The organism is Veillonella atypica KON, from assembly GCF_002959915.1.
GTDB classification, from domain to species: Bacteria; Bacillota; Negativicutes; order Veillonellales; family Veillonellaceae; genus Veillonella; species Veillonella atypica.
Window position 1 is genome coordinate 258,736 of sequence record NZ_PPDE01000003.1, and the last position, 26,092, is coordinate 284,827.

27 protein-coding genes and 1 pseudogene are annotated in these 26,092 nt (G+C 39.4%); 26 read left to right on the top strand and 2 right to left on the bottom strand.

Annotated elements, in window-relative coordinates; all coding sequences use genetic code 11:
* Positions 1–63 precede the first annotated feature (63 nt).
* Entirely contained in the window at positions 64–963 is a 900-nt protein-coding gene (locus tag VAHSUH02_RS02260; protein WP_005377113.1) for a LysR family transcriptional regulator, read from the bottom strand.
* Positions 964–1,296: 333 nt separating this feature from the next.
* Here VAHSUH02_RS02260 and rpsD point away from each other — a divergent pair, with 333 nt between their 5' ends.
* Entirely contained in the window at positions 1,297–1,884 is a 588-nt protein-coding gene (gene rpsD, locus VAHSUH02_RS02265; RefSeq protein WP_005377187.1) for a 30S ribosomal protein S4, read from the top strand.
* A gap of 97 nt (positions 1,885–1,981) precedes the next feature.
* Here rpsD and VAHSUH02_RS02270 read toward each other — a convergent pair whose 3' ends face one another.
* A complete protein-coding gene (locus VAHSUH02_RS02270) occupies positions 1,982–3,187 on the bottom strand; it encodes an MFS transporter (RefSeq protein WP_005382302.1) in 1,206 nt (401 codons plus the stop codon).
* A gap of 200 nt (positions 3,188–3,387) precedes the next feature.
* On the opposite strand from VAHSUH02_RS02270, the pseudogene VAHSUH02_RS09845 reads away from it, so the two are divergent.
* From VAHSUH02_RS09845 to VAHSUH02_RS02395, 25 genes and pseudogenes are all read left to right on the top strand, one after another.
* Positions 3,388–3,618: pseudogene (locus tag VAHSUH02_RS09845) on the top strand (WapI family immunity protein); the annotation flags it as partial.
* A gap of 184 nt (positions 3,619–3,802) precedes the next feature.
* Entirely contained in the window at positions 3,803–4,243 is a 441-nt protein-coding gene (gene rplM / locus VAHSUH02_RS02280) for a 50S ribosomal protein L13 (protein WP_005381375.1), read from the top strand.
* A gap of 20 nt (positions 4,244–4,263) precedes the next feature.
* Entirely contained in the window at positions 4,264–4,656 is a 393-nt protein-coding gene (gene rpsI, locus VAHSUH02_RS02285; protein ID WP_005377846.1) for a 30S ribosomal protein S9, read from the top strand.
* A gap of 252 nt (positions 4,657–4,908) precedes the next feature.
* Positions 4,909–6,444 (top strand): ABC transporter permease/substrate-binding protein, encoded by a 1,536-nt coding sequence (locus VAHSUH02_RS02290; RefSeq protein ID WP_005382305.1) that lies wholly within the window; start codon positions 4,909–4,911, stop codon positions 6,442–6,444.
* A 134-nt stretch (positions 6,445–6,578) separates the two neighbouring features.
* The gene (gene fabM, locus VAHSUH02_RS02295) at positions 6,579–7,370 is read left to right on the top strand and encodes a trans-2-decenoyl-ACP isomerase (protein ID WP_005382307.1); all 792 of its coding nucleotides are present in this window, start codon (positions 6,579–6,581) and stop codon (positions 7,368–7,370) included.
* A 168-nt stretch (positions 7,371–7,538) separates the two neighbouring features.
* Positions 7,539–8,294: a 6-phosphogluconolactonase gene (pgl, locus tag VAHSUH02_RS02300; protein ID WP_005382309.1), complete on the top strand. Its 756-nt coding sequence runs from the start codon at positions 7,539–7,541 to the stop codon at positions 8,292–8,294.
* A gap of 36 nt (positions 8,295–8,330) precedes the next feature.
* Positions 8,331–8,573 (top strand): Sec-independent protein translocase subunit TatA/TatB, encoded by a 243-nt coding sequence (locus VAHSUH02_RS02305; protein WP_005377864.1) that lies wholly within the window; start codon positions 8,331–8,333, stop codon positions 8,571–8,573.
* A gap of 11 nt (positions 8,574–8,584) precedes the next feature.
* Positions 8,585–8,893, top strand: coding sequence for a heavy-metal-associated domain-containing protein (locus VAHSUH02_RS02310; protein ID WP_005377855.1), 309 nt, complete (start codon positions 8,585–8,587; stop codon positions 8,891–8,893).
* Between the two features lie 67 nt (positions 8,894–8,960).
* A complete protein-coding gene (locus VAHSUH02_RS02315; RefSeq protein ID WP_005382311.1) occupies positions 8,961–9,404 on the top strand; it encodes a cupin domain-containing protein in 444 nt (147 codons plus the stop codon).
* Positions 9,401–10,804, top strand: a complete 1,404-nt coding sequence (locus VAHSUH02_RS02320) for a DASS family sodium-coupled anion symporter (protein WP_005382313.1) — start codon at positions 9,401–9,403, stop codon at positions 10,802–10,804. The genes VAHSUH02_RS02315 and VAHSUH02_RS02320 overlap by 4 nt, the downstream gene beginning before the upstream one ends.
* 515 nt (positions 10,805–11,319) lie before the next feature.
* The gene (gene ilvD / locus VAHSUH02_RS02325; protein WP_005380366.1) at positions 11,320–12,990 is read left to right on the top strand and encodes a dihydroxy-acid dehydratase; all 1,671 of its coding nucleotides are present in this window, start codon (positions 11,320–11,322) and stop codon (positions 12,988–12,990) included.
* Positions 12,991–13,037: 47 nt separating this feature from the next.
* Positions 13,038–14,261 (top strand): threonine ammonia-lyase, encoded by a 1,224-nt coding sequence (gene ilvA / locus VAHSUH02_RS02330; protein ID WP_005380340.1) that lies wholly within the window; start codon positions 13,038–13,040, stop codon positions 14,259–14,261.
* Positions 14,262–14,279: 18 nt separating this feature from the next.
* Entirely contained in the window at positions 14,280–15,989 is a 1,710-nt protein-coding gene (gene ilvB / locus VAHSUH02_RS02335) for a biosynthetic-type acetolactate synthase large subunit (RefSeq protein ID WP_005380370.1), read from the top strand.
* Entirely contained in the window at positions 15,990–16,478 is a 489-nt protein-coding gene (gene ilvN, locus VAHSUH02_RS02340) for an acetolactate synthase small subunit (RefSeq protein WP_005375704.1), read from the top strand.
* A gap of 11 nt (positions 16,479–16,489) precedes the next feature.
* Entirely contained in the window at positions 16,490–17,275 is a 786-nt protein-coding gene (locus VAHSUH02_RS02345; RefSeq protein ID WP_005382324.1) for an ABC transporter ATP-binding protein, read from the top strand.
* A 141-nt stretch (positions 17,276–17,416) separates the two neighbouring features.
* Positions 17,417–18,424, top strand: coding sequence for a ketol-acid reductoisomerase (gene ilvC, locus VAHSUH02_RS02350; protein WP_005380378.1), 1,008 nt, complete (start codon positions 17,417–17,419; stop codon positions 18,422–18,424).
* 145 nt (positions 18,425–18,569) lie between these two features.
* Positions 18,570–19,079, top strand: coding sequence for a hypothetical protein (locus tag VAHSUH02_RS02355; RefSeq protein ID WP_005382326.1), 510 nt, complete (start codon positions 18,570–18,572; stop codon positions 19,077–19,079).
* Between the two features lie 122 nt (positions 19,080–19,201).
* Positions 19,202–19,663, top strand: a complete 462-nt coding sequence (locus VAHSUH02_RS02360; protein ID WP_005382328.1) for a DUF3290 family protein — start codon at positions 19,202–19,204, stop codon at positions 19,661–19,663.
* A 12-nt stretch (positions 19,664–19,675) separates the two neighbouring features.
* Complete coding sequence (locus VAHSUH02_RS02365; RefSeq protein ID WP_005382330.1) at positions 19,676–20,395, top strand: DUF421 domain-containing protein; 720 nt, start codon at positions 19,676–19,678, stop codon at positions 20,393–20,395.
* A 117-nt stretch (positions 20,396–20,512) separates the two neighbouring features.
* The gene (locus VAHSUH02_RS02370) at positions 20,513–22,240 is read left to right on the top strand and encodes a radical SAM protein (protein WP_038148486.1); all 1,728 of its coding nucleotides are present in this window, start codon (positions 20,513–20,515) and stop codon (positions 22,238–22,240) included.
* A gap of 31 nt (positions 22,241–22,271) precedes the next feature.
* A complete protein-coding gene (pgeF, locus tag VAHSUH02_RS02375; RefSeq protein WP_005382335.1) occupies positions 22,272–23,132 on the top strand; it encodes a peptidoglycan editing factor PgeF in 861 nt (286 codons plus the stop codon).
* Between the two features lie 80 nt (positions 23,133–23,212).
* Positions 23,213–23,899, top strand: a complete 687-nt coding sequence (locus VAHSUH02_RS02380; RefSeq protein WP_005382336.1) for a YggS family pyridoxal phosphate-dependent enzyme — start codon at positions 23,213–23,215, stop codon at positions 23,897–23,899.
* 39 nt (positions 23,900–23,938) lie between these two features.
* The gene (locus VAHSUH02_RS02385; protein ID WP_005375690.1) at positions 23,939–24,433 is read left to right on the top strand and encodes a cell division protein SepF; all 495 of its coding nucleotides are present in this window, start codon (positions 23,939–23,941) and stop codon (positions 24,431–24,433) included.
* 26 nt (positions 24,434–24,459) lie between these two features.
* On the top strand, positions 24,460–25,248 hold the full coding sequence (gene proC / locus VAHSUH02_RS02390; RefSeq protein ID WP_005382338.1) for a pyrroline-5-carboxylate reductase: 789 nt from the start codon (positions 24,460–24,462) through the stop codon (positions 25,246–25,248).
* Complete coding sequence (locus tag VAHSUH02_RS02395) at positions 25,248–26,033, top strand: YlmH family RNA-binding protein (RefSeq protein ID WP_005375694.1); 786 nt, start codon at positions 25,248–25,250, stop codon at positions 26,031–26,033. Before proC ends, VAHSUH02_RS02395 begins: the two co-directional genes overlap by 1 nt.
* The last annotated feature ends 59 nt before the right edge of the window (positions 26,034–26,092 follow it).

Consider the following 26,092-nt stretch of genomic DNA (forward strand, 5'->3'; position numbering starts at 1 on the left):
TAGTAGATTATTGAGTTTGAAAACAATAAAAAATCCCTCGCTAATAAAACGAGGGATTGAGTATTATAATCTCGCAGGGGATTCCTGATGGACATAGTCCATAAATGTATGCATCGTTTCAGTTTTAGAATTATTTTTCTTGTATGCGAAACATACTTGTAACTTAAATGGTTTTTCTAATGGTAAATAGCCAGTAGTGATGTTGAGGGCGTCGAGAATTTGACGCGCTACGATGCAACCAGATTCATTCTTACCACAATAATCAATCATTGTGTACGGATTAGATAAGCGACTACCACGGATGTGTAGATTTTGTTGACCATTACCTACATATGCTTTTAATGTACGGTACATAAAATATTTAGGTGGATACATTAAAAGTGGGAATTGTTGAATTGATTTTAACGTAGCTTCTTTAACTTGATCAATCAATTTTGGCGCATAATATACAAATTCATCTTCCCGTAGCGCTTTTGATTCATATAAGGACATGTCCTTATTATTTGGTAAATAGAGAAGGGCAATGTCGATACGATTTTCTCGTAAATCGAGCAATAGCTCTTCTTCTTCCATATCGTAAATAGATACAGAAAATTCAGGATGGTTTTCAAAGAAATGCGATACATATCCGTTGAGGCGAATGTCGCCGAGGCTACGAAGAACGCCGATGTTTAGGATAGGGCGTTCAACCTTGCTAGCTAAACGGATGGATTGTATGGCTCTCTCCAATGTGTCCAATACGAGTTCTGCTTCAGGCAGGAATAGTTCACCTTCTGGCGTCAAACGACTACCGCGGGTGGAACGAGAAATTAATTTAACGCCTACAAGTCGTTCTAATTTTTTCATTTGCGCACTGAAAGCAGATTGGGTGATATTCATCGTTTGTGCTGCTAGTGTAAAGCTACCTGTTTTATTATATGTAATAAAACTTTGTAGCTCTTGCATGGTTGGTAATTCTTTCATTTCGGTACTCCGATTATAATAAAAACCTCACATTACTACTTATTACCTATATTAATTGTATTGTAGCATACTATAAGTATTTTTTCATCTAAATCTATAAAAGGCGATGAATTAATTAGAATAGATATAGAGCGGTTCTTTTATAAGAAATTTCGTTTCTAATGCTATGATAGGTGAGTAAAAATAATGATAAATAGTATGGCGAAAGAATATGCTTTGCACATGCTATTTATAGGTAGAACTAATTGACATAGGGGCATAAGAAGTGATATTATTACTAAGTACCTTTATGTCGTGGTACAAGTATATATTAATTTATGAGGTGATAATCACATGGCAACGAGAAGAGAGGCTCGATTCAAACTTTGTCGTCGCTTTGGTGTGAACGTATTCGGTCACGCAAAAGCCTTGAATCGCGTCAAAAAAGACCAACGTCAGAAAAAAATGTCTGAGTATGGCACACAATTATTAGAAAAACAAAAAGTTAAAGCTTACTACAACTTGCTAGAACGCCAGTTCGTACGCTATTATGATAAAGCGAAAAAAATGCAAGGTGTTACAGGTCAAAACATGTTGATCCTTTTGGAACAACGTCTTGATAACCTTGTATATCGCATCGGCTTCGGTAACTCCATTCGTCAAGCTCGTCAAATGGTAAACCATGGCCACATTTTGGTAAATGGTCGTCGTGTAGACATCCCATCCTACTCCTGTAAACCAGGTGACGTTATTGAACTTCGTGAAGCTTCCCGCGACAACGAAATGTTCAAAACTAATTTCCAAGAACTTCGTTCTTTCGAACTTCCTTACATTGAAAAAGACTTGGAAGGCTTCAAAGCTACTTTCACTCGTCTTCCTCAACGTGAAGAACTTCCTATCGAAGTTAACGAAACACTTATCGTCGAATTGTACTCCAAATAATTTGGCGCAAAAATCCGCAGTGCAACGCACTGCGGATTTTTTATATATTATGTGTGTATTATTTATAAAAGGGTAAATCAAATAATTATCATAAAATCTATCTTTCTTGGTTTAATCGAGTATAGCCTATTATAATAGCTGTGCTTATAATTATCCCCAGTCCACATATAAAAAATATATCATGTAGCGGTAATATATTTGCTAAGTTTGTAAATATAGTTATTGATAATATTGATCCAATAGAGAAGCCTGTACTTACAGAACCGCTAGCTAATGTTAACTCTTCCTGTGAAAAAATAGATTGTATATATGCATGAACTAAAACAACGGCTGTAAATAATAATATTTCAGATATACTATATAGAATATAAAGTTGTTCTATTGTGTCTATATAGGCTATGCAAAAAATACTTCCTCCGTATAGTATAAAAAGAGGGAACAAAATCTTTTTAAAACTCGTTGCTAAATTAATGGTAAAATATTTAGCAAGAATTCCAAAAATAATGAATGATGCCAATCTAGAGATTGTTTGCGTATATCCATACTGACTATCAGTTAAATGTAAGATATCTTTAATAAATATTAATAGTAGAATAGGTATACACATATAAAATATTCTGGCTAATATACCCAAATAAACTATAAAATTAATTTTTTTATTTAGGAATAATAACTTATATCCTTTTAATAGAAGTTGAATGCGATCATATATGCTTTCTCTAATAGTTTTTTTTGAGATAGTTGAGTGTGACTGTATTCTTACATTTCTATTTAAACGATAAAGTAGGTAGGCTGAAACAATATAAGTAATTGCATCAATAACGAATACCATCGTTAAAGAGTAATTAATTATAACGCTAAATAATAAGGAACCACTTATTAATGCAAAACGATTAATAGACCGGAGCAGTGCATTGAATTTGACTAAATCATTTGTAATATTAGGTACAAATGAAAGTCTAGCGATTCCTAAAATTTTATTATTAAAACCTATAAGAAAAGCTATGATATATACTAGATATAGGTTATCTATGAAAACAAAAATTAATAATATAAAACCCGAAACTATTTCAGGAACTACCATAGACCACATTAAGCCTTTTTCTTTTACGAGTATCCCTAAAAATGGGCCTAATAACATTCCAACTAATAATGTCGCTATTGTAACTGCCCCTGTATCAAAGGGACTATGGGTGGTATTGAATATATATGTTATAAAGCCTAGTGTTGTTGCTGTGCTTCCCATTGTTGAAAAAAATAGAGCACTATTTAAGAGACCTGAGTTTTTATTTTCTAGATTCATATTATCATCTCCTAGATTATAGAAGTACTGATATAATATGTATTATTTTACAAAATCTAAATTAAACTTTTACTAATTTTGATATTATATATTAATTATTCTATATAAATATATAAATTTCCTGCATAATATAAAGTAATATGTAATATAAGTAGGTTTCTGCTAATGAAAGATAATAAAGGGGACTGTTCATTTTTATTATTTATACTGTAAATGAATTTATAGAATTAATCGGTCAACTCAAATTACTGTATATTACATTAGACGGAGAAGTTCGTATTGCTTATGATGATTCGGATAATTATGTCCAAATTATATGTGATTCATATGGACATATAAAAGTAGAAGATCAATTAGGAGGCAGTTGGCGTGATAACTGGGTTAAACTTTCTCTTAATACTGATCAGACCGTATTGAATGATGTAATATAGCAGTGTAATTCTATATTAAAAAAATAATTTGATGACAACATATAAGTATTAAATTTTAATTGACACAACCCCATAAAATCTGTATACTATTTTGAGTAAGCTTTAGTCGTGTTTCCATTAGCCCCGGAAGCAAAGGACAAGCTGATTTTGGTAGAATTATGACGTTATTAGGAGGATATGCAGCATGAAAACTACATTTATGGCCAATCCGAACACAATCGAACGGAAATGGTATGTTGTTGACGCTGAAGGTAAAACTTTAGGACGCCTTGCTGCCGAAGTTGCAAAAGTTCTTCGGGGCAAAAATAAACCAACTTTCACACCACACGTAGACACTGGTGACCATGTGATCGTTGTAAACGCAGAAAAAATTCGCGTAACTGGTAAAAAATTGGAACAAAAGGAATACTTCCGTCACTCTGGTTACCCAGGTGGTTCCCGTTTCACTAAATTGTCCATGATGCTTGAAAAACAACCTGAACGTGTTGTTGAAATGGCAGTTCGTGGTATGCTTCCAAAAAACAAATTGGGTGCACAACAATACCGTAAATTAAACGTATACGCTGGTCCTGAGCATCCACATGCAGCTCAAAAACCAGAAGTATTAGAAATTTCCGTACGATAATCTAGAGGGAGGAACATATAATGGCAGTAGCACAATATTACGGCACTGGTCGTAGAAAATCTTCCGTTGCTAGAGTTCGTCTGGTACCGGGCACAGGTAAAATCACTGTTAACAAACGTGAACTTAATGAATATTTCGGTCGCCAAACTTTGGAATTGATCGTAAAACAACCTTTGAATTTGACTAACACAGTTGAACAATACGATGTAATCGCAACTGTAGCTGGTGGCGGTCCTTCCGGTCAAGCTGGTGCAATTCGTCACGGTATCTCCCGTGCGTTATTGGACGTAGATGGCGAACTTCGTCAATCTTTGAAAAAAGCTGGCTTCTTGACTCGTGACCCACGTATGAAAGAACGTAAAAAATACGGTCTTAAAAAAGCCCGCAAAGCAAGCCAATTCTCCAAACGTTAATATTTGGACAACAAGTTATTACACCTGCAGACAATGTCTGCAGGTGTTTTTTGTTGCTTAGATTATGGTGACACTAATAATTATCTGTTATGATGATAGTAATGATAAAAGAATCAGTCATATGAAATCTGAGTATTATAAATGATAGGAGATATTGTTATGGAATTAATGAAAGCTATTCAATTGACAGGTCCCAGTAACTGTATTTCATGATATGTTACATAATATATTTACCTGTGTATAGGGGGCTGTATGATACAAAATATATATCATTTACTAGTGGAGAATTGGAGCTTTTTCTCAGGTCTATTATGGGAACATGTCGTCATAGCTTTGCTTTCCAGTATAATTGCCATTATTTTAGGATTGGTTGCGGGTATTTTACTTAACGAGTATCGTCGAGCAGTTAATCCGACCATGATGGTTATTAATTTCTTGTATACTATACCATCCATATCCATGCTGGGATTTTTGATTCCCTTTTCAGGAATTGGGAATGCAACGGCAGTGATTGCTCTTGTGATATATGCATTATTGCCGATGGTGAGAAATACATATACTGGGTTAAGCAGTATTGACAAGGAAATGATTGAAGCGGCTACATCACTGGGGTTATCTCATGTACAACGTTTACGATATATTGAATTGCCTTTAGCCTTTCCGGTAATCATGGTCGGTATACGAAATATGCTAGTTATGACTATAGCGCTTACTGGGGTAGCATCATTTATTGGTGCCGGAGGTCTTGGTGTAGCTATTTATCGAGGTATTACTACAAATAATACGACTATGACTGTAGCCGGCAGTTTACTAATTGCTTTTTTAGCATTGATTATGGATGGTGTATTGGGCTTTTTTGAGAAAATCATACTATATAGAGGGCATTGCAAACGTACTTTTAAACGTATTGGTATTATAGCCTCAATTGTGATAATTAGTGGTATTGGTGTGTTTATGTGGCCGTCGCAACAATCTGACGTAATTCATGTAGCTACAAAACCGATGACAGAACAGTTGATTTTGGGCGATATGCTGAAACTTCTTATTGAACAAGATACAGATTTAACTGTTGAAGTAACAGCCGGAGTAGGCGGAGGAACCTCCAATATTCAACCGGCCATGGAGTCCGGTCAATTCGATATCTATCCTGAATATACTGGTACCGGTTGGAATGCAGTACTAAAACGAGACACGCAATATAGTGAAAATTTATTTGATGAATTACAGCGCGCTTACGAGGATACATATCAATTTAAATGGGTCGGTATGTATGGTTTCAATAATACATATGGAATGGCTGTACGTAAGGATATTGCTAACAAATATAATTTAAAAACATATTCAGACTTAGCGAGGGTTTCGTCACAATTGATTTTAGGTGGGGAATATGATTTTTTCGGGCGCCAAGATGGGTATTCGGGATTACAGCGAGTATACGGCATGGACTTTAAAGATACGAAGGATATGGATATAGGTTTGAAATATCAGGCTATTGAAAGCGGACATGTGGATGCTATGCCTATATTTACTACTGACGGTCAGTTGAGCCATGCGTCTATTGTTGTTCTTGAGGACGATAAACATTTATATCCGTCGTATGTTTGTGGTAATGTCGTCAGAATGGATGTGTTAAAGAAGCATCCTGAACTAGAATCGGTATTGCTGAAATTGACAAATACGATTACGGATCAGGATATGTCATATATGAACTATGAAGTGGAATCGGAAGGACAGAAAACTCATGATGTTGCTGAGCGATACTTACGCATCAAAGGTTTGTTATACTAACGTGGGTTGATAGCGGGTACATAGTATTGTATTGTGATTATAAGATTACGTTTACATCTATAATTAATTCCCCTATAATAGATATATAATAATCGAAATTTATCGAAAATAGATTTTCATATAGGAGAACTCATATGATTTATAATACAATTCAATACGTAGTGGACAACGGCATTGGTACGTTGACATTTAATCGCCCTAAAGTGGCGAATGGTTTTAATATCGAAATGTGCAAGGAAATCCTTGAGGTTTTAGATAAAGCACATCATGATGAAAGTGTTCGTGCATTGCTGATCAATGCTGAAGGCAAGGTATTCTCTGCTGGTGGCGATTTAACAGAAATGGAACGCGCTGTAAATGATGGTGATACAGAATCTTTATTTGAAATTGTTGAGCTCGTGGCGCAGATTTCTATGGCTATGAAACGCTTACCTAAACCTGTTATCATGAGCCTTCAAGGTGCTGCAGCAGGTGCGGCGTTCAACATGGCGTTAGCTGCGGATTTTGTGGTTGCAGCTAATAATGTACGCTTTATTCAAGCCTTCGTAAACGTAGGTCTTGCTCCAGATGCAGGTGGTTTGTTCTTGTTAACTCGATCTATTGGTATGAACCGTGCTATGCATATCGTTATGACTGGCGAAGCGGTTTCCGCTGAAAAAGGTAAAGAACTTGGTTTTGTATATAAAGTTTGTGAACCAGAGGATTTAGAGACTGCTACAAGACGCCTAGTTGAAAAATTAGCAAAAGGCCCTGCAAAATCGTACCGCGTTATGAAGGAAATGATGTGGAATAGCTTCTTATCTGGCTGGGAAGAGTACAAGAAGTTTGAAGTAGAAAATCAATGTGAATTAGGTCTTTCTGAAGATTTCAAAGAAGGTGTTCTTGCCTTTACAGAACGCCGTCGTCCTAAATTTGGCCAAAAGTAAGACTGTTTTGTAATAAGATGTGCTAAATAGTATGTAAATTAGAACTACATACTCATATCATTAGAACCGATGTGACTCATATAGTGTGTTACATCGGTTTTCCTTTTCATACATTGACAAAACGTATATAATAGAACTATTAAGATAGTTTTAGGAGGTCCATATTTTATGGCTCAAGATACAATTAAATGTTATGATACCCCTAGTGATGTGGTCGCTGCATTGGCGGAGGATTTTATTGCTTTCACCAATGAAGAAATCAGCCGCACCGAAACATGCATTGTAGGTATCACTGGAGGCACAGTCATCAATGGTTTGTTAGAGACGTTGAACTCTGCTGAGTACATTGAGCGTGTTAACTGGGAACGGATATTTTTTGTCTGGACTGATGAGCGATTTTTGCCTCAGTCTCATGAAGATAATTATTTCAACCGTGTAAAACCATATCTGCTTTGTAAGGCGAAGGGGGCGGCCCATTTCTTTCCTATTAACACCAATTCGAAAACTGTTATAGAGGCAGCTGACGAGTACGAGAAAGAAATAGGCAATGTTCTTAAAGCTTGTAAAAAATCTGGCCTGGATTTAGCAATCCTAGATCTTGGTGAGGATGGTCATACAGCAGGACTTTTTGCGGGTTCTCATGCACTGCGTATAGCAGATCGCAACGTTGTGCCCGTTGAGGATGGCAAGGTGTGGGAACGCATTTCCATGACCTTCTCGTTTTTGGCAAAAACAGATGTCCTTTGGTTCACTGTGACTGGTGAAAGTAAACGGACTGCCCTTACAAAGGTTTTGTACCAACGTGAGGATTATGAAGATACATCATGGGATAAACGTATCGGTCGTGTACTGCCAGGTGCAGTGCTTTCACAAGAACCTATGACATGGTATGTGGACAAAGATGCGTATAATGATGTACACTGATTGGTGTAGTATTAAGTAAATATAAAGGAGATACAAATGGGGTCTATAGGAACACCTGAATTAATAGTTATTTTAGTGATTGCTCTAGTTATCTTCGGACCTGGTAAATTACCTGAAGTGGGTAAAGCGATTGGTAAGGGTATCAATGAATTTAAAGATGCTCTTTCCGGCCCAAAGAAAGCTGTCGATGAAACAAAGGAAGCCGTTAAATCTGCTACCACTATCGATGTGACAGCTGGGGCTAAAAATGATGAAAAACATAAGGAAGCTAATGATTAGGAGGTATTATTATGTGCAAAGATTGCGGTTGTGGTGAAGATAATGGCGTTGTAACAAAGGTATTCACTGTACCTGGTATGATGTGTAATAATTGTAAGGAAACAGTAGAAGGTGCTACATTAGGCCTAGAAGGCGTACTTAGCTCCGAAGTTGATTTGCCAAATAAAACGGCTACTGTATCTTTTGATCCAGCAAAGGTATCTGTTGAAACGATTACAACAGCTATTGAACGAACTGGATTTGATGTAGAGTCCGTGGTTGATGGTGTTCGTGAACATAGCCATGGTTTACTAGGTACGATTAAACGTCTCTTTAAATAATCGAATTCATAGAGCTGTATTGAAACATCGTTTCGATACAGCCCTTTTTGTATTGTGAGGTGATGAGATGATACGCAAGTTTGATTCGGAAAATTTTAAATGGGATGGCGTCGATACCTTGGTGTATAAACAAGATGGTAGTCCTTTTAAGGATGTAACACGACAAGTGTTATATGATGGGGCTTATGATATTCCCTGCCAATTCCGTTATTTTGAATGTTTGCCCGGGGGCTACTCTACGTTAGAGTATCATGAGCATACACATATGGTTATGATTGGCCGCGGTAAGGGGCAACTTTTACTAGGTGATGAAATTTATGATGTAGCACAAGGGGACTTTATTGAAATCCCAGGCAATACAATTCATCAATTTAGAGCTAATAAGGGCGACTATATAGGATTTTTCTGTCTTGTCAATAAAGACCGAGATAAGGTTAAATTATTGACTGATGAACAAATGGAAACATTGCGTCAAAATCCTAAGATTAAGGAATTTTTGGAGGGATTATGAGTACATGGACACGAGCGGCCTTAACCGTTTTAGTAGGCCTGATTATTTGGTTTTTGCCTCATACAGAGGCGATTAAGCCCGAAGGTTGGCATTTGTTGGCTATCTTTACGGCTACGATTGTTGGCTTTATTTTACGACCTTGGCCGACGGGCATTATGGCACTCTTTGGCATTGTTGCTGCTGTGGCAACGAGCTCTATTACGATGGTGCAAGCTTTGGGTGGCTATGCAGAGGCTAATGTGTGGCTTATCGTAGCAGCCGTATTCTTTTCTAGAGGTATTATTAATTCCGGCCTCGGTAAGCGCATTGCATACACATTAATTCGTGCCTTTGGTACAAGTTCTCTGAAATTAGCCTATGCCTTAGCTTGTACGGATTTGATTATCTCTCCAGCCACGCCATCTAATACGGCGCGTGGGGGCGGTATCATTTTTCCAATCGTCCAAAATATTTCCCTTGCCTTTGACTCTGAGCCTCATGGCAATACAGCACGTCGCATAGGGGCGTACTTGATGACGACGGCCCATACCATCAATACAATTACAGTAACAATCTTTTTAACTGCTTGTAGCGGTAACCTATTGATCACATCCTTAGGTGCAAAATTATTTGGTTATGATATTTCTTGGTGGGAATGGTTCCAAGCGGGTGTCATTCCTGGTGTTATTTGTATGATTTTGATGCCATGGTTTATCTATAAAATCTATCCGCCAGAAATCAAAGAAACACCAGAGGCAGCTGAGATGGCACAAAAGGAATTAAATGCACTTGGGCCAATTACGAAATCTGAAATTTCTGTGGCTATTATCTTTATCCTGTGTATTTTGCTTTGGGCTACGGCGATTTGGACAAAGTTACATCCTACAGTAGTTGCTATGATGGGTGTTCTTGCTTGTGTTGTAACTGGCTCCCTTACATGGGAAGACATATTAGGTGAACGCACCGGTTGGGATATCCTCATTTGGATGGGGACCCTCGTTGGTATGGCTGGCCTTCTTGGTAAACTTGGTGTAGTGGCTGTGTTTGCTAATTTTGTAAGTCAACATCTCGTAGGTATCGATTGGTTCTGGGCATCCTTTATCATCTCTGCAACCTTCGTATACTCTCAATACTTCTTTGCTAGTGGTACGGCGCGTATTACCGCATTATTCTCCGCCTTTGCAGCCATTTTGGTTGCCATGGGTGCGCCGATTCCATTTACCATCTTGCTCTTTGGTTTGATGAATAGCCCTGGCTGTACATTAACGCATTATAGCTCTGGTGTAACACCAATCTTCTTTGGTGCAGGCTATGTACCTCAAGGGACTTGGTGGCGCGTAGGTCTTGCTATTTCTGTAGTAAGTTTTATGATTCACTTCTGGGCTGGTACATTTGGTATGTGGCTGTTCGGTATTTTATAATATATAAATCCCTCGCTACGGCGGGGGATTTTTGTATATCCAATATTGGTGCATAAACATATATGGGCATAGCTATTGGGTATGGTGAACTTCATAAAAAAAATATAATAAATCTATAGAATATTTATTGCATGACACTATAGAACGTGTTATTATAGGTTTATCGTTACAGATTATTTTAGGAGGAAACATGTTCGGTTTAGTCATTAGCTTGTTGATTATCGCGCTGGTCGTGATTATTAAAAACATTCGAATTATGAACAACAACTTAACACGTTTTTGTCTTAAAAGTTCCGCGAATGGTTTAATATACAATCAATAAGATTTGACTATAGTGTTTCTTATTTGTATGTATTCCATGGGGTACATAGGTTTTTATGTATGTATTTAGGAATTCTGTAAACAAAAGGAATATCATTTGTAAACTTTTAAGACGGTTCTTTGGAATCGTCTTTTTTTTGTTCAGTGTGAAAGCCGTCCAAGTGGATACTTTCAAAAGAAGTGAGGAGAATATCATGAGTTGTAGAAGTGACAATTTAAAAACAGGCGTAGCACGTGCACCACACAGATCTTTATTAAAAGCACTCGGTTTCGTAGACGAAGAATTAGGTAGACCGGTCATTGGTATTGCCAATTCCTTCAATGAAATCATTCCTGGTCATGTGGGCTTGAAAAATATTGTACAAGCCGTAAAAGACGGTATCCGCAACGCAGGTGGTGTACCAATCGAATTCAATACAATCGGTATTTGCGATGGTCTTGCTATGAACCACATCGGTATGAAATACTCCTTGGTAACTCGTAATATCATCGCTGATTCCATCGAAGCAACAGCTATGGCAACACCATTTGATGCTATGGTATTCATTCCAAACTGCGATAAAGTAGTACCTGGTATGTTGATTGCTGCAGCTCGTCTAAACATTCCATCCGTATTCGTATCCGGTGGTGCTATGCTTGCAGGCGTACACAATGGCAAAAAAATCGGTTTGTCCGACGTATTCGAAGCAGTAGGTAAACATCAAACTGGTGAAATGGGTGATGCTGAGTTAGCTGAAATCGAAAATACCGCATGTCCTACATGTGGTTCTTGCTCTGGTATGTACACAGCTAATACAATGAACTGCTTAACAGAAGCTCTTGGTATGGGCCTTCCTGGTAATGGTACAATTCCAGCAGTATACTCTGAACGTTTACGTCTTGCTAAATTAGCAGGTATGCAAGCAGTAGAGGTATTGAAAGCAAACCTTCGTCCTAAAGACATTATGACACGCGAAGCCTTTGAAAATGCAGTAGCTCTAGATATGGCTTTGGGTGGTTCCTCTAATACAGCACTTCATTTGCCAGCTATCGCTCACGAAGCAGGTGTACCATTGTCCTTGGACGACTTCGATCGCATTGCACAAAACACACCTCAATTGTCCAAACTTTCTCCATCTGGTAAATACTTCATCGAAGATTTGTATGCTGCAGGCGGCGTATCTGCTGTGTTGAAACGTTTAGCAGAAAATGGTCGTTTGCATACAGATTGCAAAACTGTAGCTCTTAAAACACAAGGTGAAATTGCAACAGCAGCTCATGTTGTGGATGAAGATGTTATCCATCCATGGAATAATCCTGTTCATGAAACAGGTGGTATTGCGGTTCTTAAAGGTAACCTTGCTGTAGACGGTTCCGTTGTAAAAGCAGGTGCCGTAGATGATGATATGCTCGTTCACTCTGGCCCAGCAAAGGTATTCAACAGCGAAGAAGAAGCTGTTGAAGCTATTACAGGCGGTAAAATCGTAAAAGGTGATGTGGTAGTTATCCGTTACGAAGGCCCTAAAGGTGGCCCTGGCATGCGCGAAATGTTGACACCAACATCTATGATCGCTGGTATGGGTCTTGATAAAGACGTAGCATTGTTGACTGACGGTCGTTTCTCTGGTGCTACTCGTGGTGCATCCATTGGTCACGTATCTCCAGAAGCAGCAGCTGGTGGTACAATCGCCGTTGTTGAAGATGGTGATATCATCAACATCGATATTCCAAACGGCAAATTGGAATTAGCTGTATCTGACGATGAAATCGCTCGCCGTAAAGCAGCATTGAAACCATTTAAATCCAATGTAACTGGTTACCTTAAAAAATACGCCCTTCACGTATCCTCTGCAGCACAAGGTGCTATTGAAGTATTTGAAGACTAATCTTAATAGTAATATATTTTATACCAATCTTTAATAAAGGAGTATTAATGCGTAAGTTATATGATTTTATGGAGGCTCGCGAACGGTTAACCACGATTACCGTGAAAACTAAATTGCTTCATAGTGATGTGTTTTCAGACGAGTGTGGCAATGATGTATATATCAAGCCAGAAAACTTGCAAATAACAGGCTCCTTTAAGGTGCGTGGAGCATACAATAAAATTGCAAAATTGACAGAAGAGGAAAAGGCCCGCGGTGTTATTGCCGCATCTGCAGGAAACCACGCACAAGGTGTAGCACTTGCAGCTAAACGCCTCGGCATTAAAGCCACAATCGTCATGCCAAAACATACACCTCTCATAAAGGTGAATGCTACAAAACAATATGGGGCTGAGGTTGTACTACATGGTGAGATTTATGATGAAGCTTACCAAAAGGCGATGGAGCTCCAACAAGAAAACGGCTATGTGTTTGTTCATCCTTTCGATGATGAAGATGTCATCGAAGGGCAAGGTACAATTGCTCTTGAAGTATTAGCAGAACTACCTGATGCGGATGTATTACTGGTACCTGTTGGGGGCGGCGGCATTGTATCTGGCATTGCAGCGGCTGCTAAATTAAAAAATCCTCGCATCAAAGTTATTGGTGTAGAACCAGAAGGGGCAGCCAGTGCTTTGGCAGCATTAAAGGCCGATCATCCTGTACCACTCGACGAAGTGGCTACCATTGCTGATGGTACGGCGGTACGTCAAATTGGTGAAACTACACTTGAATATATTAAGAAATACGTAGATGAAATAATTACAGTTTCAGACTACGAATTGATGGAAGCATTCTTGTTGCTCGTTGAAAAACATAAATTAGTAGCAGAAAATTCAGGTATCTTACCATTAGCAGGGCTTAAAAAGCTAGACTGCCGAGATAAAAAGGTGGTAGCTATTGTCAGCGGTGGTAATATCGACGTACTTACCATTTCCTCTATGATTAATAAAGGTCTCGTAGTCCGTGGTCGGATCTTCACCTTCTCTGTAAATCTTCCGGATAAACCAGGTCAATTGGTTGCGGTATCTCAAATGCTTGCTGAGGCGGATGCAAATGTAATTAAGCTCGATCATAATCAGTTTAAAAACCTTGACCGTTTCCATGAAGTGGAATTACAAGTAACGGTTGAAACCAATGGGGAAGAGCACATCCAAAGCATTATTGATACTTTTAAAAATAATGGTTACATTATTCAACGTTTAAATTCCAGCGAGATTCTATCAGAATAGCTGGTTGAAAGGGTTCCTATGAGCGCAGAAACAATCAATGGGGCACGCATTGTCCTAGAAACATTGCATCGCCTTGGTGTAACTGATATGTTCGGCTATCCAGGTGGCGCAGTCATTCCAATTTATGATGAAATTTATAGCTTCCCTGAAATTAAACACTATTTCGTACGTCATGAACAAGGTGCAGCCCATGCAGCAGATGGTTATGCACGCGTATCCGGTCGTGTAGGCGTATGCCTTGCTACGTCTGGTCCTGGTGCAACAAACCTTGTAACAGGCATTATGACTGCATACATGGACTCTGTACCTATGGTGGCCATTACAGGGCAGGTAGGTCGTCCGTTTATCGGTAAGGATTCCTTCCAAGAGGCGGATATCCAAGGTATTACAATGCCGATTACTAAGCATAACTATCTAGTTCAAGATATTCACGATTTGCCTCGCATTATCAAGGAAGCGTACTTCATTGCTGGTACAGGTCGTCCAGGTCCTGTATTAATCGATATTCCAAAGGATATTCAAACAGAAAAAATATCTATGGCGGAATACAATAAATTATACGAAGTACCTATTCATCTTGAAGGGTATGATCCAACATACAAAGGCCATCAAGGGCAAATTAAAAAAGCGGCAACCCTTATCAAGAATGCAAAGCGTCCACTTATCATTGCTGGTGCTGGCGTATTGAAATCAGGCGCTATGGATGAACTTAAGGAGTTAGCTGAAAAGGCTCAAATTCCTGTGACTAATACGCTGGTTGGTCTTGGTGGTTTCCCTGGAGACCACGAATTAGCACTTGGCATGGTAGGGATGCATGGATCTGTAGCGGCTAATAACTGTACAGAGGAGGCCGACCTTGTTATAGCGGCAGGCATTCGATTCCATGACCGCATTACAGGTCATCCTGATTTCTTCTGTAAAAAAGCAAAGATCATTCATATCGATATCGACCCAGCTGAAATCGATAAGAATGTTACTATCAACGTACCTATTGTAGGTGATTTAAAACGAGTATTAACCGAACTTAATGCATTAGTTGAACCTGTTACTCATGAGACGTGGATTGAACAAATCCGCGAGTGGCAAAAGGAATATCCTATGGTGGTTCCTGAGTCTACAAATGGTGAGTTACATGCACAATATGTATTATCTGAGCTTAATAAAATCGCTAATGATGATGCCATCATTGTAACTGATGTTGGGCAACATCAAATGTGGTCAGCTCAATTCTTAACTCATAAAAAGCCACATACTATTGTTACCTCTGGTGGCGCTGGTACAATGGGCTATGGCTTGCCAGCGGCTATTGGTGCACAAGTAGGGGCACCTGAGAAACAAGTTATCCTCGTAGTTGGTGATGGCGGTTTCCAAATGACTTGTGAAGAGCTCATGATGGTTCGCCAGTACAATTTACCAATTAAAATTGTGATCATCAATAATGGATATCTTGGCATGGTTCGTCAATGGCAACAAATCTTTAATGATCGTCGCTATTCCTATGTAGATTTGGAAATAAGTCCAAACTTCTTGAAATTAGCTGATGCATTTGATTTGAAAGCAGCTCGTCTCGATACGGTAGAAGCTTTCAATAAAGATTTCCAATCTTATATTACCTCTGACGAAAGCATCGTCTTGGATTGTCGTGTTGAACGAGAAGACAATGTATTGCCGATGATTCCAGCAGGTGGCACTGTAAGCGGTATGATGGGTAAGAAAGGGGTGCTATAAATGGCTAAAGAACATCAAGTCTTAATCATTGCAAAAAATGCGCCAGGTATTGGTACACGTATTTTGGCACTCTTTAACCGCCGTGGTTTTAACGTTACAAAAATGACCTCTGGTATTACAAATCAGCCAGGTTATGCGCGTATTACCATTACTGTTGAAGCGGATGACCGCATCCTCGATCAAGTGCAAAAACAAATCTACAAGCTAATCGATGTTGTTAAGGTTAAAGTTTTTGACGATCATGATGTAGTCTGCCGTGAATTAATGCTTATCAAGGTGAAAGCAACAGCTACAACACGATCTCAAATTGTTCAAATTGCCGACGTATATCGCGGTAATGTACTAGACATTTCTCCTACGTCTATGATTATTGAGGTTATCGGCAGCGTAGAAAAATTACGCGGTTTCATCCAAATTATGGAAACCTATGGTATTCTTGAAATTGCCAAAACAGGTATCACTGCTATGAGCCGTGGAGAAAAAATGTAGGAGATGATAGTGTGGAGAATGAATTGCTCCATTATGAGAATATCTGCTTTCGACGCGATGGCAGACATATCTTAGATAATGTAAATTGGCATATAGAAAAAGGTGAAAACTGGGCTCTTTTAGGGCTTAATGGGGCTGGTAAATCGACGCTTCTCAGCATGATTCCAGCCTACCAAATTCCAACGACAGGCACCTTGCGTGTCTTCGGTCATGAATTTGGGAAATACGCATGGCCTAAGATTAAATCGAGATTAGGTTTTGTCAGCTCTGCTCTTGGGCAATTTCAATCTACCTTGGATAAACAAGTCGTCGAGGACGTGGTTATATCCGGTGCTTTTAGTAGCATCGGTATATACCAAGATGTATCACCAGAGGTGCGAGAGCGGGGGATGCAATTATTTTATGAGTTTGGCCTAGGTCACTTAGAAGGTCATTGCTTTTATACATTGTCTGCTGGTGAACAGCGACGTGTATTGTTGGCGAGATCCATTATGGCGAATCCAGATTTACTGATTTTAGATGAGCCTTGCTCTGGTCTAGACCTGCCGGCGCGTGAAAGGTTTTTACGTTCCGTATCTACGCTAGTAGAGGAGCAGAAGACACCAATTATTTATGTGTCACATCAAATTGAAGAGATACTACCAGCCATTACACATGTAGCTATTTTGCGAGAGGGCAAGATGGTACATGCGGGGTTGAAACATACAGTATTAACCGATGAGAATCTATCTGATGTATTTGGAATTCCCGTGCAGGTTGTATGGAAGGATGATCGCCCTTGGGTGATTGTGCGGTAGTTATCAATTTTATTTATCAGAGGTTAAGAATTTGGCTTGCTGATACTAAATTAATGTACGCCACATCTTGCAAATTTTTGTTAGATTGTGTACAATATAAATAGTCTATATTCTATTGAATATGTTTGGAGGTTGTCTAATATGGCAGGTAAAATTTTAGGTACTACAGTTTATTATGATGCAGATTGTAATTTGAGCAAATTGGAAGGCAAAAAAATTACAGTTTTAGGTTACGGTTCTCAAGGTCATGCTCATGCATTGAACTTGAAAGAAAATGGTATGGACGTAACAATCGGTCTTCGCGCTGGCTCCAAAAGCTGGGCAGTAGCTGAAGAGGCAGGTCTTCCTGTAAAAGAAACTGCAGAAGCAGTTAAAGGCGCTGACATCGTTATGGTATTGATTCCAGACGAATTACAAGCAGACGTTTATGCAAAAGATATCGCTCCTAACTTGAAACAAGGTGCATACTTAGCATTCGCTCACGGCTTCAACATTCACTTCGGTAAAATCGTTCCTCGCGAAGATATCAACGTATTCATGGTAGCACCTAAAGGTCCTGGTCATTTAGTTCGTCGTACATACCAAGAAGGCTCCGGCGTTCCTTGCTTGTACGCAGTAGAAAAAGACCCATCTGGCGATACTGAAGAAGTAGCATTAGCTTGGACTTGCGGTATCGGTGGTGGCCGTGCAGGTATCTTGGAAACTAACTTCAAATCCGAAACAGAAACTGACTTGTTCGGTGAACAAGCTGTATTGTGCGGTGGTTTGACTGCATTGATTCAAACTGGTTTCGAAGTATTAACAGAAGCTGGTTATGAACCTGTAAACGCTTACTTTGAATGCTTGCATGAAATGAAATTGATCGTAGATCTTATCTACGAAGGTGGTTTCCAAAAAATGCGTAACTCCATCTCCAACACAGCAGAATATGGTGATTACTATGCAGGCCCTCGCGTAATTACTCCAGAAACTAAAGAAGCTATGAAACAAATCTTGGCTGACATTCAATCTGGTAAATTCGCTGATGAATTCTTGGCTGATTCCAAAAATGGTCAAAAATTCCTTAAAGAACATCGCGAAGCAGCAGCTGTTCATCCAATCGAACCAGTTGGTGCAGAACTTCGCAACTTGATGAGCTGGTTGAAATAAGAGATTGCATTAGTAATTTCTTGATAAGCATAGGCTTACTGAAAGCGACCCCATTTGGGGTCGCTTTTTTATTGAGAAATACAAGTACGTATGATATAGTTAACGTAGAGTCAGTGTAGTATATTTTGATATAAGGAGAGATACTATGAGTTCTACAACTATTATTATCATCGTGGCGGTTGCAGTCATTTGGGCCATTTTGTTTGCCGTATTTATGAAGTTCAATAAAAAACGACAAGCCGGTGAACAACAATTTGTACAAGAGAATGCTAATAAAGCGATTCTTCATATTTATGGTAAATCTGTAAAGGTTGATGGTAAGGATCTTTCTACTATTGATCATAAAACTGGTCAATATGGTCAAGTCATTGTGGCATTAACACCAGGAGAACATACCATTGAATCCGTATATTACACGACGGATAATGTGGGTACTAAAACAAAGAATGTTGAAACACAGCCTGTTACCATTACAATTCCAGTACAAGCAGGTAATAAATATAATGCGGCTATGTATTTCTATTCCGCAGAACAACGTAATGCGTATTATAAAGGTGACGTTGACGATGCCATTTTAGAAGTTGAACTAGAATTAGAATCTGGTTTTACAGCGAATACTCATGCTTATATCATCGTGTACCGCGAATGTAAATAAATTAGTATAGTAACTGTTTAATAGAGCTATCATTGTGGTAGCTCTATTTTTTATAAATCGTTGGTGGTTATTATCATATTTATTTGTGATATAATAAAAAGATATATGAAAGGAGCATCCTTATGGACTTCTATACCGTTTCCTATGTGGAAAGCCAAATCACATCTGGTCATACAGTAGGGTTCGTTATCTTTGTAGTTGTTTTATTAGCCCTTCTCGGAGTAGGCATTCAAGTTTTGCGTAATGGTTTTACAAGCCGTTACCGTGATTTAACTGTTATATTATCCTTAATTATTGTATTTTTCTTAGGCTTAGAATATCAAGAATATGGTCGTATGAAGAATTACTCTGAAGATTCTTCTAGAATGGCTCAATTCTTGCATTCCTTTAGTGCAGACCGTGGTGTTGATGAAGGTCAATTAGCTGTTAATTCCTTAAAGGTACGTAATGGTATGATTTTAAAGGTTAGCGATGCATACTATGAGGTGCAATTTAATCCTGAATTTACTACCTATACAATCACTCGTGTGTATACAGTAAGTCCTACAGACCGAATTCATGATAAAGCGGATGTATTACCATAAGGAGGACCACATATGACAGAAGCTATGGCCGTCTATGGGATGGTCTTTGCCAAACTCGCCATAGGTCTCTTGGCGATTATTTTACAAATTAACTTAATGGGTAAAGGTAATTTGGCGCCCACCTCAGCCTTAGATCAATTACAAAACTATGTACTCGGCGGCATTATCGGCGCCATCATCTATAATGATGCGATTGGTATTTTACAATTTATGTTAGTCCTCATCTTATGGACTATTCTCGTAATGACGCTTAAATTCTTAAAAGGTAATCTGCGTTTCTTTAAAACAATTCTAGATGGTCATCCGGTAATTGTTATTGAAAAAGGGCATATTTTAACTGAGGAATGTATGCGTTATGGCATTCAATCGGCTGAGTTAAAACTAAAACTTCGCACAGCTGGTGTTCAATATGTAGCAGATGTTAAGCGCGCCGTATTAGAGCAAAATGGTCAGCTTAGTGTTGTTCAGTTCGGTGAAGAAAATATTCGTTTTGATTTGATCAATGATGGTCAAATTAATCAATTTACTCTTGATATGATTGAAAAGGATAGAGAGTGGCTCGAACAAGAGGTGCAAGAGCAAGGCTATTCTGTTAAGGATATTTATATTGCAGAGTATAAAGAAGGTAAAGTTGCATTATATCCTTATGAGAAAAAACATCGCCCTCAAATTGTTAATACCATTAAAACCAAGACAACTAAGACGAAAGATACTTTAAAATCAAAAATCTAGTACGGTAATCTAGTATTAATGCATGAATGATATATAATATAATTCTATTTATAGATACATAGTAAATTTATTTTATTTAGCCCACTATTCGTAGTGGGCTTATTAGAAAGGATATTAGTGAATCGCAAAGATTTAATTGATCGATTACAAGAACTTTATAAAGATGAAGATAGTCGCGTAACTATTAACCCTCATGCGGAGCAAAAGGTTGCCATTGTTTATCCAAATACATATTTCGTTGGCATGAGCAATTTAGGCCTTCACATTATTTATGAGGAAATCAATTTGCATCCATCTAGTGTATGCGAGCGGATATTCTTACCTGAGAAAAAGGAACTAGATGCCTATGATAAGACGAAAACTCCGCTTATGAGTGTTGAAACGCAACGACCTATGCATCAGTTTGATGTGGTAGCCTTTGATGTGACCTTTGAAATGGATTATTTTCATATTCCTCTTATGCTACGACATGGGCGTGTGCCTGTTATGAGCGAAGATCGAACTGGCTTTGATCCTATCGTCATTGCCGGAGGACCTTGTGCGACATTTAATCCTGAGCCCTTTGCCGATTTTATCGATGCTTTCATCATCGGTGAAGGGGAGGGTATCGTTACTGCTGTGTTAGAACGAATTCGCAAGGGCCGTGAGAATGGTGAAAGCCGAGAAGAAACGATTGCCGCACTAGCTCAAATTGATGGTGTATATGTACCTGTCTTATATACGCCTCGATATGACGATAATAAGCGTTTTGTTGGCTATGATATAGCAGAGGGTGCGCCTAAAATTATACGACGCCATTTTGAGCCTCTAACGAGTGGAGGTGAAACGGTAATTGCTACGAATTTCACCGAGTTTGGCGCTATGTATATCATTGAGGTAGCTCGAGGCTGTGGCCGCCATTGTCGATTCTGTATGGCTGGGTACTGTTTCCGCGTACCGCGTGTACGACCACTGGATATTTTGAAAGAAGGCGTCGATAGAGCAGAAAAGTTAGGAAAAAAGGTGGGCCTTATGGGGGCGGCCATTTCCGATTATCCAGAGGTTGATGAATTAGTAACCTATATTCGCTCTAAGGATATGCGTTATTCTTGTGCGTCCTTGCGCGCCGATTCCTTGACACAAGCCGTTGTCGATGGATTGGCTGAAAGTGGACAAAAGACAATTACTATTGCACCAGAAACGGGTAGTGAACGCTTACGCCGTGTCATCAACAAGGGGATTAGTGAAGAAAATCTTCGCACCGCGGCTCAGTTATCCGCTAAGTCCGGTATTCAACATATGAGGCTATATATTATGATAGGACTTCCAACGGAAACGGATGAAGATATAGATGCTATCGTAGGACTGGCAGAACGTACACAAGCACACATGGCTGAGGTGGGCTGTAAAGGCCGATTAACACTTAGTATCAATCCATTTATACCAAAGCCATTTACACCATTCCAGTGGATGGCTATGGATCATCAAAAGAGCGTAGAAAAGAAATTACAATATATTAAGAAATCATTGCAAAAAAATCGTCGTATCGAGGTACTCGTTGAGTCTCCTAAAGAAGCATATATCCAAGGTGTACTCGCTCGAGGTGATCGCCGTTTAGGCAAGGTACTCGCTGCATGTGCTCTAGATAGAGGTAGCAAATCCTTTAAATCTGAAATGAAAAAAGCCGGCCTCGACATGGATGACTGCAATTATCGGGAACGCAAGTTTGAGGATTATTTGCCTTGGTCTCATTTGGATATGGGCCTAAGAAATGGTTATTTAGAACAAGAATGGCAACGGGCAGTTGATGAAGCGTATACACCGCCTTGTATGGAAGGGTGTAAGCGCTGTGGCGTGTGTAAGTGATTCGAGAAATAAATAGTAGAGGAACAGTCGTATGGATATTACTGTTGTAAATGTAAATACAAATGATGATCGTAAATGGTCTTTTGAAATGCCTAACTGGGCCAATCAATTTCCTCTGGTTATGGGGGATACATATCGTCATGGCGGTGTATCTAAGAAGCCATGTGAATCTCTAAATTTAGCTACTCACATAGGAGATTCATTACAAGATGTATTAGATAACCGCAGCATTGTGGCTGATCATTTAGGTGTATCGCCAGACCGCATTACCTGTGGTAATCAGGTGCATGGACTCAATGCGGTACGCATTACAGAAGATTTAATCGGTGCTGGTGCTATGAGTTCTGATACTGCTATTCCAGATTGTGATGCAATCTATACGGATATACCAAATATTCCATTATTCTTATTTACTGCCGATTGCGTACCAGTAGGCATTTACGATCCTGTGCATCATGTGGTAGCTACCGTTCATGCAGGTTGGCGCGGTGCTATAGGCCATCTACCGGTTATCACCATAGAGGCGATGCAACGAGATTTTGGTACGCGCTTTGAAGACTGCTATGTATATTTAGGTCCTAGCATTGGACCTAAATCCTTTGAGGTTAATCAAGAACTGGCAGATACTTTCACAGACGAGTGGAAGAAAATAACTGATGCCAATAGTGATGAATTGGTCCGATATATCGTTAGAGATGGTGCGTCGAAAGCGACACCACATGTTGATTTATGGCGATTTATCGAAGAAGATTTGTTGCAACGAGGTGTTCCAAAGGATCAAATCTGTATTAGTGGTACCGATAGTATGACCGATGAGAATTGTTTTTCCTATCGTCGTGAACATGGTAAAACAGGGCGTATGGCATTATTTGGTATGCTCGAAAAACGGTAAAGATATACATTATTGGTTAAATATTATATAATATAAGTCTATAGGATATTTATTTATACGTTACTATATGGGAGGATCATATGATTGAAGAATCCCTTCATAAAATCCAACAACGCATGGCTGATGCAATGGCTAGCGTAGGGCGCACGGATACGGCGTTACTTGTTGCGGTTACAAAGAATCATCCTGTAACGGCTGTAGAGGAAGTGGCTCGCCTTGGATGCACTCATGTAGGCGAAAATCGCGTGCAAGAGGCAAAAGAAAAACAAATGCTTTATACAGGACCTAAATTGGTATGGCATTTAATTGGCCATTTACAAGTTAATAAGGTTCGTCAAGCGGTACCGATGTTTGATTTGATTCATTCTGTAGATAGTAAGAAACTATTAGATGAAATCGAAAAGGTTGCTGCTAAGCATGATAAGGTACAAGATATATTGTTACAAGTCAATGTAGCTCGCGAAGCGAGTAAGTCTGGTATGTCCGTAGAGGATTTTCCTGACATACGAGACTATGCGAAGACCTTACCGCATGTACGCGTTAAAGGGTTGATGTGCATGGCTCCGTTTTTCGAAAATCCGGAGGATGCAAGACCTATCTTTAGAGTGGCACATGCTTTGTATGAAGATATGAAAGGGTATTTCCCTGATGGGAATATACAATATTTGTCGATGGGGATGACACATGACTTTGAAATAGCCTTACAAGAAGGGGCTAACATCGTGCGTGTAGGCACTGCCATCTTTGGGGAACGTGTATATAACTAATTGGGAATATAACAGTGTGAGTATATTAGGAGGATTACCATGTCTATGGGAGAACAATGGCAAAAAATCAAAAATTTTATCGGCATTAATAATGATGACCGTTATGATTATGATGATGAGTATGAATATGAAGATGATGAGGACTATGCAGAGGACGTGCCACCAGTAGCACCAACAGCAGCTGCATCTGAGTTCCATCCACGTAAGGTAGGAGGCACATCCACTATGACACAACGTCCAACAGCCATGAAAGTAGTTGTTATCGAACCTAAGGTTTTTGAAGATTCTGAAAGCATCACTCATCAATTGCGTGACATGCGTCCTGTATTGATTAACTTTGAAAATACAGATCCTCATGAAGCTGCTCGTATTGTTGACTTTGTATCTGGTGCAACATTTGCATTAGATGGTAAATTGGAAAAGGTAGGCAAAGACATTTTCATGTGCGTACCTGTTAATGTATCCATTGATTATAATAATGAATCTGAAAGTGGAACAACTGAGCAACAAGAATTTAACTGGCAAAATAAATAATCCGGTATAGAAAAAGTGGTGATACTATGTTGGGAAAAACAGTATGTATAGGCGTAGGCGCCATGGGTGGTGCCCTTTTACGAGGCGCACTTTCACAAGGCATATTACGTAGAGATAATGTATCAATCGTAGTGCGTCGCCCTGAACATCGCGACGAATTAGTTGACGAATTGGGCGTTACAGGTTTTGTAGAATTACCTGATATGGCACAGTTTGACACGATTATCTTAGCTGTTAAACCACAGGTATTACCATCTGTATTGAGCCAATTAACGTCTGTGAAAGCGGGTGCTACGGTTATATCTGTAGCAGCTGGTGTAACATTAGATACCTTGCGCAAAGCATTACCAACCGCGGTGTTGTACCGTGCCATGCCGAATACTCCAGCATCTATTGGATGTGGTATGACTGCGTTGACTGCGGATAATGGAGCTGATACAATTCACGTGGAGGCTTTATTTAATGCGGTTGGTGAAGTAGCCGTTGTCAGTGAAGCCGACCTAGATCGATTAGGCGCTTTGTCTGGTGCCGGCCCAGGATATATGTTTGTCATTTTAGATGCCTTGGCTGATGCGGGCGTCCGCATTGGATTACCTCGTCAATTGGCGATTAAGGCGGCCGCCCAAACGATGTACGGGGCTGGTAAAATGGCATTAGAATCCAGCACACATCCTGCTATATTGCGCGATCAAGTGACTAGCCCTGGCGGCACTACGATTGCTGGCATTGGAGCTATGGAAAAAGGTGGCTTGCGCAGTGCCCTACAAGATGGGGTTGTTGCTTGTTTAGCTCGTTCCAATGAATTGGGGAAATAATGGCTGATACTAGTAAATTAATTAGATATTTTGAAGCAAGCGGTAGCGGTGAAGAAGCGCGCCGTATGCTTGATTTAGCAGAACAAGTGGTAAAGGGAAAACCGTATCGCGTATGTGACTTTACAAGTCCTGCAGGACTTGTTATTGCGGATGCAATTAAGGCGGCTTATCCTGAATTACTCGTTCAATCCTATGGCGGCTATGAAGGGGCGGAACGTATTCGTATCGCCTTTGTAGATAGTCATTTTCAAGGTACAGTAGATATGGGTATCATTCCCTTGAAGGTATCTTGGGATCCACGATTTAGATTGTTAAATCATCGTGATGTGCTTGGTTCATTGATGGGGCTTGGCATTGATCGATCGAAATTTGGCGATATTATCATGGGCCAAGGGGGCGCACAAATTCTCGTAGATAGCGCTGTAGCAGATTTTGTAGTGCAAAATTTTACAAAGATTGCTATGGTTGCCGTATCTGTAACTCCGATGGAGTTAGATGAGATAGCACCAAAAGAAGAAAAGATTAAAGAAGTGCGTACTACCGTTGCATCACTTCGATTGGATGCGGTAGCAAGCTCTGGCTTTAGCGTATCCCGTACCAAATTGGTGAGCGCTGTAAATGCCGGTTTATTGCAAGTAAATTGGCAACCTGCAAAGGGGCCATCCCAAGAGGTCAAAGAAGGGGATATCATCTCTATGCGTGGTCGTGGCCGAATGAAGGTAGAGGCTATTACGGGCACATCCCGTAAGGGACGTATCGGCGTTTACCTTAAACGATTTATGTAAGCAAATAAGCAATCGGCTTGATTCATCAAGCCGATTTTTTATACCGCTTATGTATATCT